Below are 16,275 nucleotides of genomic sequence, written 5' to 3'. Positions count from 1 at the left end.
AAGGGACGGTGGGAACATCATGTTAAAAAAAAGCACAGCGGCGTTTATGATTATCGCCGCCCTGCTATGCGGTAGTCTGGTGACCTTGGGCGTGACGGGTTATAGTCATGTTATTGGACAAGCTGCAGGAGAAGGACTGGCCTCAGCATTGCAGGTTACTGGCCTTCAGCAGAAGGAATCCCAGAAGCTTGGAACTGCTCTCAGTCTGATTGAGAGCAATTACTACGAGACAGTAGATCGGGAGAAGCTGATAGACGGTGCTGTCAACGGTATGATGGAAGCGCTGGGCGATCCTTATTCCAACTATATGGGTAAAGAAACAGCTGAGAAATTCGAAGAAAGCATTGAGGGTTCCTTTTCAGGTATCGGTGCGGAGGTCTCTTCGGATAATGGCAAGGTAGTCGTGGTCTCTCCGATCAAGGGCTCACCTGCTGAGAAAGCTGGGATTCAGGCCAAAGATGTTATCTTGTCCGTTAACGGTGAATCGCTGGAAGGTATGGAGCTGAATGCAGCTGTTGCCAAGATTCGCGGTCCTAAGGGCAGTAAGGCCACTTTGAAAATACAACGTTCCGGCGCTGTAGAGCCGCTGGAATTTGTTCTTACCCGGGATGATGTGAAGCTCGAAACAGTCTACGCTACCATGGAAAAGGACAATGTGGGCGTAATCGAGGTTACGCAGTTCTCCTTGAATACCGCAGAACGATTCAAGGAAGAGCTGGAGAAGTTAGAGAAGCAAGGCATGAAGGGACTTGTTATTGACGTCCGCAATGATCCAGGTGGTGTTCTTCCGATTGTTATTGAAATGGCAGAGCAATTTGTTCCAGCTGGCAAATCTATAGTGCAAATAGAATACAAAGACAAAAAACGCGAAGTTAGCACCTCAAAAGGATCGAGTAAAGCTTATCCCGTGGTCGTGCTGATGAATAAAGGTAGCGCAAGTGCTTCGGAAATATTGGCGGGTGCCTTGCAGCAGTCGGCAGGAGCTAAGCTAATCGGTGACAATTCTTTCGGTAAAGGCACCGTGCAGACGAGCTTTGACAAACAGCTTGGAGACGGCAGCTTGCTGAAAGTTACCATTGCCAAATGGCTTACGCCAGACGGCACATGGATCCACGGCAAGGGAATTAAACCGGATATCGCGGTAGCGCAGCCGGATTACTTCTCGGTGGCTCCAATTAACAAAAGCGTGGCGCTGCAGTATAATATGAACAACGCTGATGTGAAGAGTGCACAGACGATGCTGGACGGTTTGGGTTACAAGCCTGGACGTAAAGATGGCTATTTCGATGCTGGCACTAAGGACGCAGTGAAGAAGTTCCAAAGTGCAGCAAAGCTCCAAGTCACAGGCATAATTGACGCCAAGACAGCGGAGGCGCTGGAAGCGGCGCTGATCAAGGTCATTCAAGACCCTGCTCACGACAACCAACGGAATAAAGGGATTGCTGAGATTCAGAAGGAAATTAAGGCGGCAGCGTCGAAAAAGTAAGAAGGCTGAATTCAGCCTTCTTTTTTTCTTTTAGATAAGAAAATGCCAACCGACGTAGAGGAATTAGAATATATACAAATCAGTCATCGGACGAAAAGGAGTGTGACGAACAGTTTGAATGTGATTCAGGAACTGTTAGGAAACTTGGGCACTGCGTTCTTACACTTATTGATCCAGCCGTATTACTACATTGCTATTATATTTATTGCGTTATATTACCGTAGGCAGGTGGCATTAGAACGAAAGCTGATACATGTAAAATTACATAGCTGGGGTCAGGAAACGTGGCGGACGGTATGGAGTGGTCTAGTCATGGGTTTGGTCGTCTCTATAGCAGCCGTTCTGCTAGGAATATCGTTATCAGGTACCGCTGTAGCCTGTATTTGGGTAGTTAGTCTCGTGTTGTCGCTACTGCGTGTGCGGTATTTGTGCTTTGCGTATTCTATAGGCTTGTTAGGTATCATTCAGTTTGTAATTTCTTTCTTTCCAGATGCTTTAGATAGTGGAACGGTAGGGAATATTACCACCGCCATAAGGGAGATGGATATTCCTGCTTTGCTAGTGTTAGCTGCGCTGCTGCACATGGCGGAGGCACTGCTGGCCCGCAGACAAGGGGCCAAGCTTGCAACGCCGCTCTTCCTGAAGGGAAAGCGCGGCATGGTCGTTGGCGGCTATCAGCTACAGGCCTTCTGGCCGCTGCCGCTGTTCCTGCTGCTCCCTTCGGGTGCAGGAACGGATTTGCCATGGCACTCGCTGCTCGGCGGCAGCCTTGGCATCGTCTCTTTGCCCGTCATCATCGGCTTCAGCGAGATGACGCAGGGCATGCTGCCCGGGCGCAAGGCGGCCCGCACTGCAGGACGACTGCTGATCTACAGCATCGTCCTGCTCGGCTTAAGCCTGCTTGCCGCTTGGTGGAGCCCGCTGACTCTGGTCGCGGCGCTCGCAGCCATTGTGCTGCACGAAGGGTTAAGCTGGTACAGCGCTCTGGAAGAGCGCAGCATCAGCCCCATCTTCGTGCATCCACCGCGCGGCCGCAAAGTGCTGGCCGTGCTGCCGGGCAGTCCCGGCCAGGAGCTGGGCATCCTGCCCGGCGAGATCTTACTGAAGGTCAACGGGGTCCTGTTGACCGATGCGGCGCAGCTACATGAGGCGCTGCGCATGAATCCAGCGTTCTGCAAGCTGGAGGTGCTGAACCGTGAAGGGGAGAGCAAATACCTTCAAAGCCCGATCTATGATGGGGATCACCATCAGCTCGGTATTATTTTGGTGCCGGAGACGGATGGGATGATTACCGCTGAGGCGAAGCCTTCCAGCATCTACAGCATCATCGGGATGAAGACAGGCATACGCAGCCGGAACCTTCCGGACGGCCAACTTAAACGAAAAAAAACCACTGAAGCCAAGCAGGAATCAGCGGAAGGATAACTAGAAGATGCCCCATAGGCCATGAAATGGTGAATGGGGCATCTTTGTTTTTGATTAGATGGTAGTTTCGCGTGCGAGAAGTTGCTATCGGACCCAGTTGCCCCTAATCGCAGCATTTTCGCTTTTTTACAATGGTAAGGGACCCCAAAGCCGCTATTGGCATCAAAAACACCCCAGATGAGCCTCTTTCTGAGGAATAACGTCGCTGGGGTCCGAAACTCTGCTCAAACGCCGATAAAATTGTAAATAGCGTCGCTGGAGTCCGAGCCCGCCCAAGGAGTAGCGTCGCTGAACTCCGAACCCGCGTCCAAGGAGTAACTTCACTGGAGTCCGTAAGAAAAACTAACTTTGGCAGCGGCCTATTCACATGTTATATGTTACTAGTTCAACCCCGCATGTTCTTCAAATAAAAAATTGCAATTTGCGTACGATCGCGGAGCTCTAATTTGCTTAATATATCCGTTATGTAATTTTTGACGGTACCTTCGCTTAAAAAAAGCTGTCCGGCGATTTCTTTGTTGCTATGCCCCTCAGCGATAGAAGCCACTACAGCCAGCTCTGTTTTGGTCAATCCGAACGATTCCAGTGGCTGTACCTGTGGCAATTCTTGCCGTGCCGTAGGCTGGAGAAAGGTTGCCAGCTTACGGGCGATATCAGGGTGGATAAGCATGTTCCCATCAAAAACCGTTTTAATGCCCTGGATGATCCGGTCTGGCGGTATGTTTTTGAGCAAATATCCACTAGCTCCGTTACGCAGTGCTTCAATGATATATTCATCGTCATCGAAAGTGGTCAGCATCAATATCGCAATTTGCGGAAAAGCCTGCTTAATCTTCTCCGTTCCTTCAACGCCACCGCAGCCGGGCATGCGGATATCCATCAGAGCTACATCGGTCTTTAATCCTTTTTGAAGTAATTCCAAGGCCTCGTTACCTTCACAAGCTGCTCCGACAACTTCAATACCTGGGTCCATACCTAGCAATACTTGCAGACTTTGGCGAATAAAGGGGTCGTCATCAACAATCAACACTTTAATCATTAGCATGGCTCCTTTCGTTATACAATCTCATCCTGCTTATAAATGGGCAGCCGCGTAATGACTGTAAAATGTGGTTCCTGCCTCAGTTCGAGTGTTCCACCGATTAAATGCGTTCGCTCGTACATTCCTTTCATTCCGTCCCCACCACGCCCCAATAATTTGCTGAGTTTCTCTCCTTCGGGAAGCGCTCCATTGTTGCTAACCTCCATAGTGATTCCTGCTTGCGCGTAGTCAATTTTGATCCGGATGGACGTTGCTTTTCCATGCCGCAAGGCGTTGGTTATAGCTTCACGGGCGTTTTTGTACAGGATTACTTGAATACTAGGATAGAGTGGATAAGGTATGCCCTGTACTTGGTATGAGGTCTCGATCCCCGTCTCACGTCCAATTTCTTCGAGCAGCCGGTCTAACGCATAAGCTCCCTCAAGCTTCGGAGTGTAGTTGATACGTTTAACTGCGGACCGCATATCGTCCATGCTGGCCGACAGCTGGTCACGAATCAGTTCCATCATTTGCATTCCGCTCTCGGGAGAGGTGGGCAAGGTCTGGAGGGCGGCCTCCATCATCATTTTAATCCGGATTAGCCGGTGGCCGATATCGTCATGGAGCTGGCGTGAGATTCGGACGCGCTCTTTGGACTGGGCAGACTCTTCTACTTGCGCGCTGAACTCCAGCAGGCGGTTGCGAGCTTCATCGAGCTCGAAATGCTTTTTGCGTAACTCATCATATAGAAGAAGAGTGTCTTCGCGCCGCTGGCCAGCTTTCAATAATAGCTTATTTAGGTAGGCAGTGAGCAGAAATGAAAAGTTAATGTAAGTCACTACGAGCGATGGAGAATTCTGGAGTGCAACGTTCAAAGCTATCAGATGTACACCTGTGAACACATAAGGCACTGCTTTAGGCTGGAGTCTGGAATAATAAAGCAGTGCTGATATAGCGGGGAAAATCATCATGCTGCCATATTGATAACATAACCAGGCCGTGAACAAGATTTCAATGATACTAATCAAAGTGTGAATGGATCGTGGGAGCTTTGGTACCATCACCACAAGGAATAGAAGCATCAGGATATGCAGCGTGAAGATTCCATAATCGTTATATTGATAGACATAAATAGTAATAAACGCAGGGATTAAGATGAGTCCGTAACGCAATAAATTTAGCTCTCTGGGCACGCCTTAGTCATCCTTTATGTTTTTTAATAATCTTAGCATATTATCCCACTACTTCAGGAGATGACTTTAGTCACCTTCAAAAAATGACCTTTCGTACATCCGTAAAAATTCAACCTAGAATAAAATTGAAAATATAGAAGCACACACGACAGGGGAGATAAGAGATGGCAATCGCGGTGTTGACCGATGTGGTGAAACGGTATGAGAACAAATTAACGGTAGATCATGTGAATGTTACGATCCAAGCAGGAGAGATCTTTGGTCTGCTGGGGCCGAATGGGGCGGGCAAAAGTACAACTATAAGTATGATTTGCGGCCTGCTAAAGATTGATAGTGGAGACATTGTTATTGATGGGTTATCAGTCTCTTCGTATGCACTGGAGGTTAAGAAAAAGATCGGCTTAGTTCCGCAGGATTTGGCTTTGTACAATACAATGACAGCAGCTGGAAATGTAACTTTTTTCGGAAGATTGTATGGTTTGCGGGGAAAATTGCTGAAAGAGCGGGTGGCGGAAGCTCTTGCTTTCACAGGACTTAGTGACCGTGCCAAAGAAAAACCAGCCACCTTCTCCGGAGGGATGAAGAGACGTTTGAATATCGCCTGTGCCATCATGCATCATCCAAAGCTGATTATTATGGATGAGCCGACCGTAGGGATTGATCCGCAGTCTCGTAATCATATCCTTGAGTCGGTCAAAGAGCTCAATCGGCTTGGCTCAACCGTCATCTACACTAGTCATTATATGGAAGAGGTTGCAGCCATTTGTGATCGGGTAGCGATTATGGATAAGGGACATATCATTGCTTGTGGTACGGAAAAGGAGCTGCGGGAACGGGTTTCTAAGGAAGAAAAAATAGTGGTCAAAGCAACGAACATCACCCCGGAGCTAATCAATGAGCTTAGTCTACACCCGCGGATCACGAGAGTGGAAAGTAAAGAGGGAACGGTAGAAATGTATCTTCCCTCCTCACAGGATGAGCTGCAGGATATCTTATTTATTTTTGCTAAACATGAAGGGGTTATTGGTTCTTTGAATATAGAGGAGCCGGATCTGGAGACATTATTCCTTAGTTTGACAGGACGGACATTGCGCGATTAAAGGAGGGAGAGAACGCTTTGAGAAATATTTGGACAATTATGATTTATGAGCTTCGCAGGCTGTTTATTTCACGCTCAATCATCATTAATATGTTTCTGCTACCGCTGCTTTTGATCTTTCTGCTGGGTGCCTCCCTTTCCAGTGTAATCGGTGATAAGGCAGCGTCTGAGATTGATCCAGTACGTGTTGGTATAGTTAATCTTTCTGGAGAAGGATATGAAAGCTCGGCGATGATAGACAGCTTTTTGAAGACGCCGGAGCTTAAGGATATCATCATTCCGGTCAAAGTAGGGAGCCGAGAGACAGCGGAAAGCGGCTTGCGTACCGGAAAATATGGTTATGCGGTTATTGTTCCTCCAGGCTTCGATAAAAAAGTACAAAGCGGTGATACTGCACAGCTAGAGTTTATTCTGGGTAAAGATCGGACAGATAATATGGTTGCGGGGACGGTATTCGATAACTTTTTGAACAATATTAACTATAAGCAGTCCGTAGCTATGACGCTGGGTCCAGAAGCTTTGACCGTTACTGCACCAAGTTCGGGGGAGCAGCCTTCTGTTAAGGTTGGGGCGCTCAGTGAAGGTGGCCGATCCTATACAGCCTCCCAATTCTATGCGGTATCCATGATGCTGATGTTTCTGCTATATAGCGGTTTGACCGTCAGTACCTCTCTTTTTAATGAAAAAGAAAATCATACCCTCTTCCGAATAACTTCAATGCCGGTAAAAGGTTCTGAGCTGTTTATTGGTAAAATGTTAGGTGTAGGGGTTGTAAGTGTAGTGCAGTGTGCAGCGATTATTATCCTGACTCACTTGTTGTTTGGCGTAAATTGGGGCAATCGTCCGGGCTTGCTGCTGCTCTTCTGTCTCTTAATGATCATTGCTTCCATGACGTTATCGATTGTCATTTCAATGTTTAGCAAAACTAAAGCAAGTGCAGGAAGTATTATTAATGTTATCACTGTGGTCATGACCTTTATTAGTGGAGGGATGGCTCCACTTCCGGAATCATGGGTGAACTCCGTCGGGGCATTTACCCTGAATCACTGGGTGCTACAAGCTGTTCTAAAAATGATGCTGCATGCAGAGGTCTCAGAGATTTTGCCGAATCTGCTGGTCATGTCGATCATCTGTCTAGTTCTATTCAGTGGAGCGGTTATCTCGTACCGGAAGGTAGGTTACCATGGATAAGATCTTAACGATTGCTTGGAATATGGTGAAAAGAACGATCGGTTCTCGGAATGGGCTGCTTACGTATATTCTTCTGCCCTGTATTGTCGTGTCGGTGATAGTAGCAATTAGTGGAAGTATGGGTGAAAGACCGGCTACTATTTTATATTCGAATATGGATGATGGTGCAGCAGGTAAACATTTGCTTACCGAGCTGGAGAATACCGGTGATTATAAGCTTGTTGAGAAGACAGATGAGGCTAATTTGAGGGAGAGTATTATCGATCAGAACGGAGAAGCCGGTGTTTTGATACCGCAAAACTTCACCTCCGCACTGCTTGCTGGAGAAGAGCCGCAAATTAGTGTGTATGAGCTTAAGGCTACCGAAACATCAATTATGGTAAAAATGAAAATCCGTGTAATTGCTGATGAAATGCGAAACACTGCTGGACTAATTGGAGCAGCTCGGGCTGAGGCTACTGGCTCGGACTCACAGTTTGCTGCCGTAATGCAGAGAGCAGAGCAACATAGTGTAGGCAGTATAAGAACGGATTATGATTTATATCCCAAAGAGGGCTTAAGCATCGTCACAGGATTTACTTTGATGTTCTTAATGGGGCTGGTTACAAGTTCAGTGTCACTTATTATGGATGATCGAAGAGAAAGAACGATGAAACGTATGTTCAGTGCCCCGGTTCGTTCGTATGAGATTGCCCTCGGTAATTTTCTGGGAAGCTTCATCGTTGGGTTAATTCAAATCATTGTAATACTTGCCTTAGGCCGTTATGTGCTGCAGTTTGACTTTGGGTTACCGCTCTACTTGTATTTCTTGGTTCTTGCAGCATTTATGCTCGTTTCCATGGGTTTAGCCAGTACGGTAGCAGGTCTGATTCGCAATCCCAATAATACGGGCATGCTTAATTCGCTGATCCTGACCCCGACATGTATGCTTGGAGGCTGCTTCTGGCCGTTATCCATTATGCCGGACTATATGCAGAAGGCAGCTAATTTTGTACCGCAAAAATGGGCGATCCAAGCGATCGATATCGCTGCCACAGGTGGGGGCTGGAATGAATTATGGCTGCCCTTTGCCATCTTGGGCCTTATGGCCGCCGTGCTTCTGGCGATTGGTTCTGCTATTCTTCGTCCGAGTGAAGCCGGAATTAACGCTTAAGAAATTTCCAGAGAATATAGATATGCATAGCTTGGACTACTCTATTCAGGTACAATAATAGGTATCAAATGTCCCTAGTTCTTAATATGTGCAAAAGAGGGGATTTCTAGGAGGATGAGCAGATGAGCAGCAATAAATTGGCTTGGACATGGCGGGTGAAGGAAGAATGTTTAGAGGAGTATGTAGCTATGCATTTAAATCCTTGGCCAGAAATTTTGGAGGAGCACAGTAAGGCTGGTATTTCTAACTATTCCATCTTTCAGAATGGCAATCAATTTTTTTACTGTTATGAGTGTGAGGATAGTAAGGCGGCTTTTGATTACATTGCCAAAAGTGATGCCTGCAACCGCTGGAATGCGATTACCTCTAAGATGGTTGAAGGGTCATTTGATTTCAATGATGAGGTGCCTATGCAGCCCTTACGTGAAGTGTTCTATCTGAAATAAGCAATTGCATTCTAGAACAAATCAAATGTGCATAATTTATATTATCGGCGCATCTGGTTTACAGTTATTTTAAATATAGGTATAATATAATTTATAAAGTTAAATTGAATAATTATTTGTTTTTTGGAGGAGCCTGTCAACAAGGGCTCCTCTTTGTCTTTTTTTGGCTTGGAGAAGCTCCTGGTTGGCAGTTCTTATATACAACAAGGGAGTGGATAGAAAGATGGAGTTTGTTTTATATCTTATGCTGATCATATTGTTCACCAAAGTAGCTGGTGATCTATCTGTGCGGCTTGGGCAACCAGCTGTGCTAGGCAAGCTTATTGTGGGAATCATACTGGGGCCTGCGGTACTGGGCTGGGTTCAGGATGGAGAGTTTATTCATTATATCTCTGAGATCGGTGTTCTACTGTTAATGTTCATAGCAGGGCTTGAGACGGACCTGGATCAATTGCGCAAGAACTGGAAATCAGCTTTTGCAGTAGCCGTCGGTGGAATTATATTACCCTTTTTGGGTGGGTTCGCCTTAGGAGAAATGTTTGGTTTTGCTTATCATAATGCATTGTTTATGGGCGTTATTCTTAGTGCAACATCGGTCAGCATATCGGTGCAGGTGTTAAAAGATATGAATAAGCTGAACACACGTGAAGGCTCTACAATTCTGGGGGCTGCTGTAGTAGATGATATTCTGGTTGTTATTTTGCTCGCTGTTCTGATGAGCTTTTTCGGTACAGGGGCAGACGTTTCTATTGGTCTTCTAATTGGGAAAAAGGTGTTGTTCTTTGCCGTAGCGATTGTTGCCGGCTGGTTTATTGTTCCTCGGGTCATGAAATGGATGGCTCCGCTGAAGGTGACAGAGGCAGTTATCTCAGCAGCGTTAATGATTTGTTTCGCATTCGCCTATTTTGCTGAAATCATGGGGATGGCAGGAATCATTGGTGCCTTTGCGGCTGGGATTGCTATCTCGCAAACTTCCTTTAAGCACACGGTAGAATCCAAGCTCGAGCCGATTGCTTATTCGATTTTTGTGCCGGTCTTTTTTGTAAGTATCGGACTTAGTGTTTCCTTTGAAGGGGTAGGCAGTCAAATAGGCTTCGTGATCTTGCTTACGGTGGTTGCCATTCTGACCAAGCTGTTTGGTGGCGGTCTGGGCGCGCGTCTTACAGGCTTTGATAACCACTCGTCTGCCATTATTGGGTCAGGGATGATTTCACGGGGGGAAGTTGCGTTGATCATTGCCGCCACAGGGCTGCAAAGCGGCTTGTTACAGCAACAGTATTTTACTTCGGTCATTATTGTTGTCATTGTAACTACACTTGTAACGCCGCCACTATTGAAATTTATGTTCCGTGATCCAGTACGTGCGGAAGGGAAATAAACCATAACAAAAGGGAGTCCTGTTGGCCAATTTATATGGCTAACGGGGCTCTTTTTTTATGCTCACGTTCAAGTTGCCATCATCAAGAAAAAGTACGGGGATCTGTCTGCAGAAGGGGAAAGTTCCCCGTCTTAAGACTGAGTACGAAACCAGCCGTAGGGCTGTTTTGACTTCAGCCAAAAATGACTAAACTAAATCTCGGGATGGAAATTAATACATAATCAAACAGACATAAGGGGAGTGCCAGAAATCATGTGGAGTGGAAGGGGAAAAAGAAAATGAAATGGTTAACAAAATGGTCGTTCGGTAACAAGGCTGCGGTGGGGCTTTTAGTAGTCATGGCTCTTGTGGTGGGAGGGATGAGCTACACTTCGTTACCGATGGAATTTATGCCAGAGGCGGATAATCCTCAAGTGACTGTAACTGTGCTGGGTCCTGGCCAGGATACACATGCTATGGAGACTAATGTAACGAAGCCGATAGAAGCTGGAGCAGCTTTTGTGAAAGGGAAGAAGGAAATACTGTCCACTTCCGGAGACGGATATGCGCAGGTGAATATTTTTTATGATTCGAAAACGAATATGAAGGATGCTGCGCAGGAGGTCCAGAAGGTCGTCGATTCATTGAAGTTCCCGGAAGGGGTAATGGCTCCTTTTGTACTTCAGTTGAATACCTCCATGATTCCTGTATCCCAGGTTACCCTTGCTTTTGACGAAGGCCTGACTAAAGAGAATCTTAAGCTTGCGGAAGAAACTATCATTCCAGAGATGCAAAAAGCTGAAGGGGTAGCGAACGTTGCTTTATATGGTAAGGTAACTCCGCAGGTCAGTGTTAAGCTGGACCCAAAATTAATGGCTGAGAAGGGAGTCACGACTCCACAAGTATTAGGTTTACTTCAAGGACGTAATGTATCGGCATCCCTTGGGGAGCAAACGATTGGTGGGCAAACCGGCAATGTTAACGTAGTTTCTACGATAGATAGTATGGATACTTTAAAAAAGCTTCCTGTATCTACGGGCGTTAAGCTGCAGGATATCGCTGCTGTCGAATTGAAGCAGGATCAGGAAAGTGTCAGCCGTTCGAATGGGAAAGACGTTCTATTCGCCATAGTGACCAAAGAGGCTAATGCGAATGCAGTCAGTGTCGGAGATAACATTCAGGCTGCCGTAGATCATATTAATAAAACTATTCCTAATGCAGAAGCAGCAGTGGTGTTCAGTACATCGGATATGGTAGTTACCTCGGTGAACAGTATGATGCGTGAGGTATTGCTAGGTGCATTATTTGCGACGATCGTGATTCTGTTGTTCCTGCGTAACCTGCGGGCTACTCTGATTACGGCAGTATCCATTCCGCTTTCGTTAGCGGTCACCTTATATCTGCTGAACATTTCCGGCATAAGCTTAAATATCATTACACTCGGGGGAGTCGCGGTTGCGGTAGGCCGCTTGGTCGATGATAGTATCGTGGTGATTGAGAACATTTACCGTAGGCTGCAAAAAGAACCCCTTTCTCGTGAAATGATTATTAGCGCAACTGGGGAAGTGGCTAGAGCGATTACCTCATCAACCATCGCTACGGTAGCAGTATTTCTGCCGATGGGTCTCTTACGTGGTAGTTTGCAAGCTTTCTTACTGCCGTTTGCTTTAACAGTGACCTATTCATTGCTTACTTCACTCGTAGTAGCTTTGACGGTTGTTCCTCTGTTAAGCTCATGGCTGCTGAGAAGGACATCAATGAAAGAACATGAACCTTCTAAATGGTTTATCCGCTTTCTGGACTGGAATCTTCGCCGTAAATGGGTTAGCTTATCGTTGGGTCTCCTGCTTCTGATTGGCTCCATTGCTGCTTATGTGACTATGCCAAAAGGGGCACTCGATGCTTCAGATGCCAGCTATGTTTCTGTTCAGATGAATTATCCGAAGGATGTTCCTGTCAAAGATATTTTGGAAAAGGGAAAGCAGTTAGAACAAGATTTGATGAAGCAGCCACAAGCAGAAACGGTAATCATGCAATCAGGGAATAGTGCGGACGCCGCTAAGTGGGGGAATGTTACCTCTGAAACCTTAGTGGACTATACCGTTGTTATGAAAAAAGGTGCAGATGCTCAGGCTTTTATTGATCATGTTCGTGAGGTAAAAGATTCATACACTGGAGCAACGCTTGTTGCCAACCAAATGAGCATGATGGGATCCAGCTCTACCAGCGAATATATTGATATTGTCGGAGATAATCTTACGGATATTACTAATGTAGCAACAGAAGTTACCGCTAAGCTGAAGACCGTAGAGGGGATTCAAAAAGTCAGCAGCAATATGGAGGATACGAAACCTGTATTTTCCTTTAAGGTAGATCCGGCGCAAAGCAATGCGCAGGAGATTTCGATGCAGCTGTCAGCGATGCTTAATCCAATTCCAATGGGGCAAATTGAGCTCGATGGTGATGCAGCAGGTGTAGTGTTAGATCCTATGGTTCAGCCGCAAACGGAGCAGGATTTAAAAGCACTGACGCTCATGACGGCTGAGGGGCCGAAGCCACTGTCTCAGCTCGCAACTTATGAGGTTCGGAATGAGCCTGCAATGTTGTTCCATAAAGATGGGAAGCCGTATGTACGAATTACAGCAGAGGTTGATCCGAAGAAGGTATCTGAGATCGGTGCGAATATTAAAAAAGAAACCGATAGTCTTACACTTCCGAAAGGCGTGACCTTATTTGCAGGCGGAGCGTCAGTTGATCAGTCAGAGGATTTCAACGACCTGGGTATGACGGCATTAATCTCCATCGGGTTGGTGTATCTGATCATGGTACTCACCTTTAAAACCCTTCGGGCTCCACTGGCGATTATGTTCTCCTTGCCACTAGCGGCGATTGGTGCAATTGTTGGACTTATCGTGTCCGGTGTAACGCCTGACTTCACTGCTCTGTTCGGGGCGTTGATGTTAATAGGTATTGTTGTTACGAATGCCATTGTGCTCATTGACCGGATTAAGCAAAATGAAGCCAATATGAGTATTCACGAGGCTATTCTAGAAGCTGCCGGAACACGGATGCGTCCGATTCTCATGACGGCGATTGCCACCATTTGCGCCATGACACCGCTGCTGTTCGGCCATGCCGAGATGGGCAGCATCGTCTCGCAAAGCTTGGCGATTGTGGTCATTGGCGGCTTAACCGCAGCAACACTGCTTACGCTGATTGTAGTGCCGGCGATTTACGAGTTGTTCTACTTCCGTAAATCGGCAAAAGAGCGTAAAGGAGCAGAAAAAACTAATGCTCCGGCGCTTTAAATAGGCAAACGGCAAGCCTCCGGGTTAATGGGGCTTGCCGTTTTTATGTTTTGTTACAAATCCTTATAATTATGGAGTTAACTTGTCTACACTAATCGGATAGGTCTGATCCAGCATCCATTTGCCTGCTTTGGATTTCTTCAGCGTTGTGACAGAGGTGGAGCGGTTATCCTGAAACTCAGGACCCTTAAGCTTGATGCTCGTCTGAACCATATATACGGCTGTGGTATCCTGGGTATAATGAATGATTTTGGCAGATTCCAGAGTGAACTTTAGATCATAGACTGTGAAAATTTGGCTGAAGAGCTGTTTGGTTTGTTCGAGAGCAGGGGACTCAGGATCAATAGTAGATAGCACACCTTGAATATTCTCTGCATTGGTATAGTCCAAGTTGCTCTTAAGCACAGCTAATATATCCGTTTCATCCGACTTCGTCACAGCTGGCTTAGCGTTCAGCAGTTTATCTGGGAGTATATATTGTACGCCTTTAATCTGCAGGTTGTTGATTTTCCAGTCTTCAGTGCTGGCAGTACGCGTTAAGCTATAAATATATTCAGAGGTATTGTCTAAGGTGAATGGACCGCTGAGGTGTGTAGTCGTTTCAACGGCGTGAACCGTAGCCTCTGTGGGTTGAAGGCTGATAACCTCTAATTGATCAAGTGAAGTGGTCGAATCGTATTGTTCCATTTGGCTCTTAATCTGTGGCCCGATGACCACAAGAGGAGACTTGCTATCGATTAGGCTCATGAACCCTTCATAATTCTCATTGTTGGTATAGGTTACGTATTTTTCAAAAAAAGCATTGATTTCCTGCGGGTTTACCTGGTTAGTCTTGCCTGTAATGGTTACTGTCTTCGAGTGTGCATTCCAGGAGACTTCATTACCTGTAGCCTCCCCAACGAAGCGCAGCGGAATGTAAGTGGAATTATTGATGAGCTTAGGGGCAACAGAAAGTTGGGTTATTACACCATTGACGCTGGCCTGCTTGCTGCCTAGTTGCAGTGTAATCGTAAGCCCTTCCTTAGTACCCGTTATGGTACCTGTGGTTTGATTCCAATCGATTGAAAGTCCTAGTTTTTCAAAAACCGGGCGAAAAGGAACGACAATTGTACCATTATCATTGAAGGGAGCCTGTCCCTTCAGTGCGAGCTGTTGCTGATTGATCTGAATGGAGATTGGCTTCTCTGCGGCATGGACAGGCCATGCGATAGCGGTAGAAAGAAGAGTTGCTGCGATTATGCTGGATATGGTTTTCATCTTGTGATTTCTCCTTTGAGTTATGAATGATAATTTAATGGTTATTAGAGGATGACTCCACTAAGAGCCAGAGTAACCTTTGCTTGGAATAAAGCGTACTTTACTTTTTGCTTATCGAATTGCCGATTTAAGTTGAGTAAATCGAGCTTGTTCTGATCTGCCTGAGCTGCTGAAATTAATCCGCTATTTAAGAGAGTATCATTATCCTGGGAGACGCGTACGAGCTCCAGTTGCTGCTCTTTCAGCTCTGAATATTCAAAATCAATTTCATTGGCTTCCGGCCTATAAGTTGCCAGTTTTTCTTCGAGTTGTTGTTGTACTATATTTTTGTGTGAAATCTGGCTGGCCCATAGAACAGAATAATAAGTGACGAGTCCGGCATCGAAAGCTTTGACGGCATCAAGATTATCTTTGGCGAGTGTGATTCGTGCATCTTCCTCGCGTAAATCATAATTGCTAGAGAGGCTGACTACAGTGTTCCAATTCACAGGCTCTGGTGCACTGGAGATGACATCATCCAGCAGGACTTCTGAATAGGATGATAATCCTAACTCAAGCTTAAATTGTTCTAGCTGAGCTTCATAACTCCTAAGGTTACGTTCAAAAGCAGATTTTCGTTCCGCATTTTTACGATTAAAATCGTCCAAACTTCTCTTAGACAGTAGACCATGCTCGTATGATCGCAAGGTATCCACAGAATGTTGAAACCAATATTGGCTTTCTTGTTTGTCATACTCAATCGTTTTTTTTAGAGAAGAGAGTTGATAATATTTCTGCACAGCGTAGTAGCGGATGAGGGCTTCTGTTTTTTGAAGTCGTAACTGATTAATTACTTTATCTGTTTCTAATGTGCGCAACTGGTCACGAAATTCCTTGAGCTGCGCTGTTTTAGTCTCTTGATTGTAACTGTTTTGGCTTTCAGTCTGAGCGCTAACCCATTGATTCAGAGATGTGTTAATCATAATTTGAATGAGAATGGATTGATTAACCCCTGCCTGTTCTTCTTTACTTAAATCAGAGTAACCAGGAATACTACTGATAAAAATATCAGGATTTACTGGCAGCAGTCCGCTAGTTATGACTACATTTTTTTGTTCCAGCTTTTTCTTTTCAGATGATACATACGAGAATTTGGAATCCGTTTCTGCAATATTCCATTGTGAGAGCTTGATATCTACATAGTTAGTTAATGCTAGCTGGATTGTTTCTTCCATGGAAAGCAATTTTGTTGCACTAGATACCTGCGTATCAGCATGAGCTGTAATGGAATGCGGCAATAGAAGTAATAAGAAGGAAAGTATCAAGAGAGCTGTTTTCTTTAACATTTAGCTGGCAACCT

Annotated in this window: 12 protein-coding genes; 8 read left to right on the top strand and 4 right to left on the bottom strand. The window is 45.7% G+C overall.

The annotated features are described in order from the left end of the window. Nucleotides 1–19 precede the first annotated feature (19 nt). Nucleotides 20–1,486 carry a S41 family peptidase gene (locus PODO_RS27505; protein ID WP_038573540.1) on the top strand — a complete coding sequence of 489 codons (1,467 nt, stop codon included), beginning with the start codon at nucleotides 20–22 and terminating at the stop codon, nucleotides 1,484–1,486. 540 nt (nucleotides 1,487–2,026) lie between these two features. Then, nucleotides 2,027–2,911 (top strand): PDZ domain-containing protein, encoded by an 885-nt coding sequence (locus PODO_RS27500; protein WP_244886400.1) that lies wholly within the window; start codon nucleotides 2,027–2,029, stop codon nucleotides 2,909–2,911. A gap of 385 nt (nucleotides 2,912–3,296) precedes the next feature. Here the strand turns inward: PODO_RS27500 and PODO_RS27495 are convergent, their stop codons facing one another. Next, nucleotides 3,297–3,950 (bottom strand): response regulator transcription factor, encoded by a 654-nt coding sequence (locus tag PODO_RS27495; RefSeq protein WP_036678566.1) that lies wholly within the window; start codon nucleotides 3,948–3,950, stop codon nucleotides 3,297–3,299. Nucleotides 3,951–3,967: 17 nt separating this feature from the next. Then, entirely contained in the window at nucleotides 3,968–5,125 is a 1,158-nt protein-coding gene (locus PODO_RS27490; RefSeq protein WP_038573535.1) for a sensor histidine kinase, read from the bottom strand. A 164-nt stretch (nucleotides 5,126–5,289) separates the two neighbouring features. Between PODO_RS27490 and PODO_RS27485 the strand changes: the two genes are divergently transcribed. From PODO_RS27485 to PODO_RS27460, 6 genes are all read left to right on the top strand, one after another. Beyond that, on the top strand, nucleotides 5,290–6,225 hold the full coding sequence (locus tag PODO_RS27485) for an ABC transporter ATP-binding protein (RefSeq protein ID WP_038573533.1): 936 nt from the start codon (nucleotides 5,290–5,292) through the stop codon (nucleotides 6,223–6,225). A gap of 17 nt (nucleotides 6,226–6,242) precedes the next feature. Then, a complete protein-coding gene (locus PODO_RS27480) occupies nucleotides 6,243–7,415 on the top strand; it encodes an ABC transporter permease (protein WP_051491030.1) in 1,173 nt (390 codons plus the stop codon). After that, the gene (locus PODO_RS27475; RefSeq protein WP_038573531.1) at nucleotides 7,408–8,568 is read left to right on the top strand and encodes an ABC transporter permease; all 1,161 of its coding nucleotides are present in this window, start codon (nucleotides 7,408–7,410) and stop codon (nucleotides 8,566–8,568) included. The genes PODO_RS27480 and PODO_RS27475 overlap by 8 nt, the downstream gene beginning before the upstream one ends. Nucleotides 8,569–8,690: 122 nt before the next feature. Further along, a complete protein-coding gene (locus PODO_RS27470; protein WP_038573529.1) occupies nucleotides 8,691–9,014 on the top strand; it encodes an L-rhamnose mutarotase in 324 nt (107 codons plus the stop codon). A 223-nt stretch (nucleotides 9,015–9,237) separates the two neighbouring features. Beyond that, the gene (locus PODO_RS27465) at nucleotides 9,238–10,392 is read left to right on the top strand and encodes a cation:proton antiporter (RefSeq protein ID WP_036678577.1); all 1,155 of its coding nucleotides are present in this window, start codon (nucleotides 9,238–9,240) and stop codon (nucleotides 10,390–10,392) included. A gap of 278 nt (nucleotides 10,393–10,670) precedes the next feature. Next, nucleotides 10,671–13,679: an efflux RND transporter permease subunit gene (locus PODO_RS27460; protein ID WP_038573527.1), complete on the top strand. Its 3,009-nt coding sequence runs from the start codon at nucleotides 10,671–10,673 to the stop codon at nucleotides 13,677–13,679. Between the two features lie 69 nt (nucleotides 13,680–13,748). Here the strand turns inward: PODO_RS27460 and PODO_RS27455 are convergent, their stop codons facing one another. Beyond that, a complete protein-coding gene (locus PODO_RS27455; protein ID WP_038573525.1) occupies nucleotides 13,749–14,936 on the bottom strand; it encodes a copper amine oxidase N-terminal domain-containing protein in 1,188 nt (395 codons plus the stop codon). Between the two features lie 44 nt (nucleotides 14,937–14,980). Then, nucleotides 14,981–16,261, bottom strand: coding sequence for a hypothetical protein (locus PODO_RS27450; protein ID WP_038573523.1), 1,281 nt, complete (start codon nucleotides 16,259–16,261; stop codon nucleotides 14,981–14,983). Nucleotides 16,262–16,275: the final 14 nt, after the last annotated feature.

Origin of the sequence: Paenibacillus odorifer, from assembly GCF_000758725.1 — a bacterium.
Taxonomy (GTDB): domain Bacteria; phylum Bacillota; class Bacilli; order Paenibacillales; family Paenibacillaceae; genus Paenibacillus_AQ; species Paenibacillus_AQ odorifer.
The sequence above is the reverse complement of the archived record's forward strand: the minus strand, read 5'-3'. Positions and strand labels throughout refer to the sequence as shown.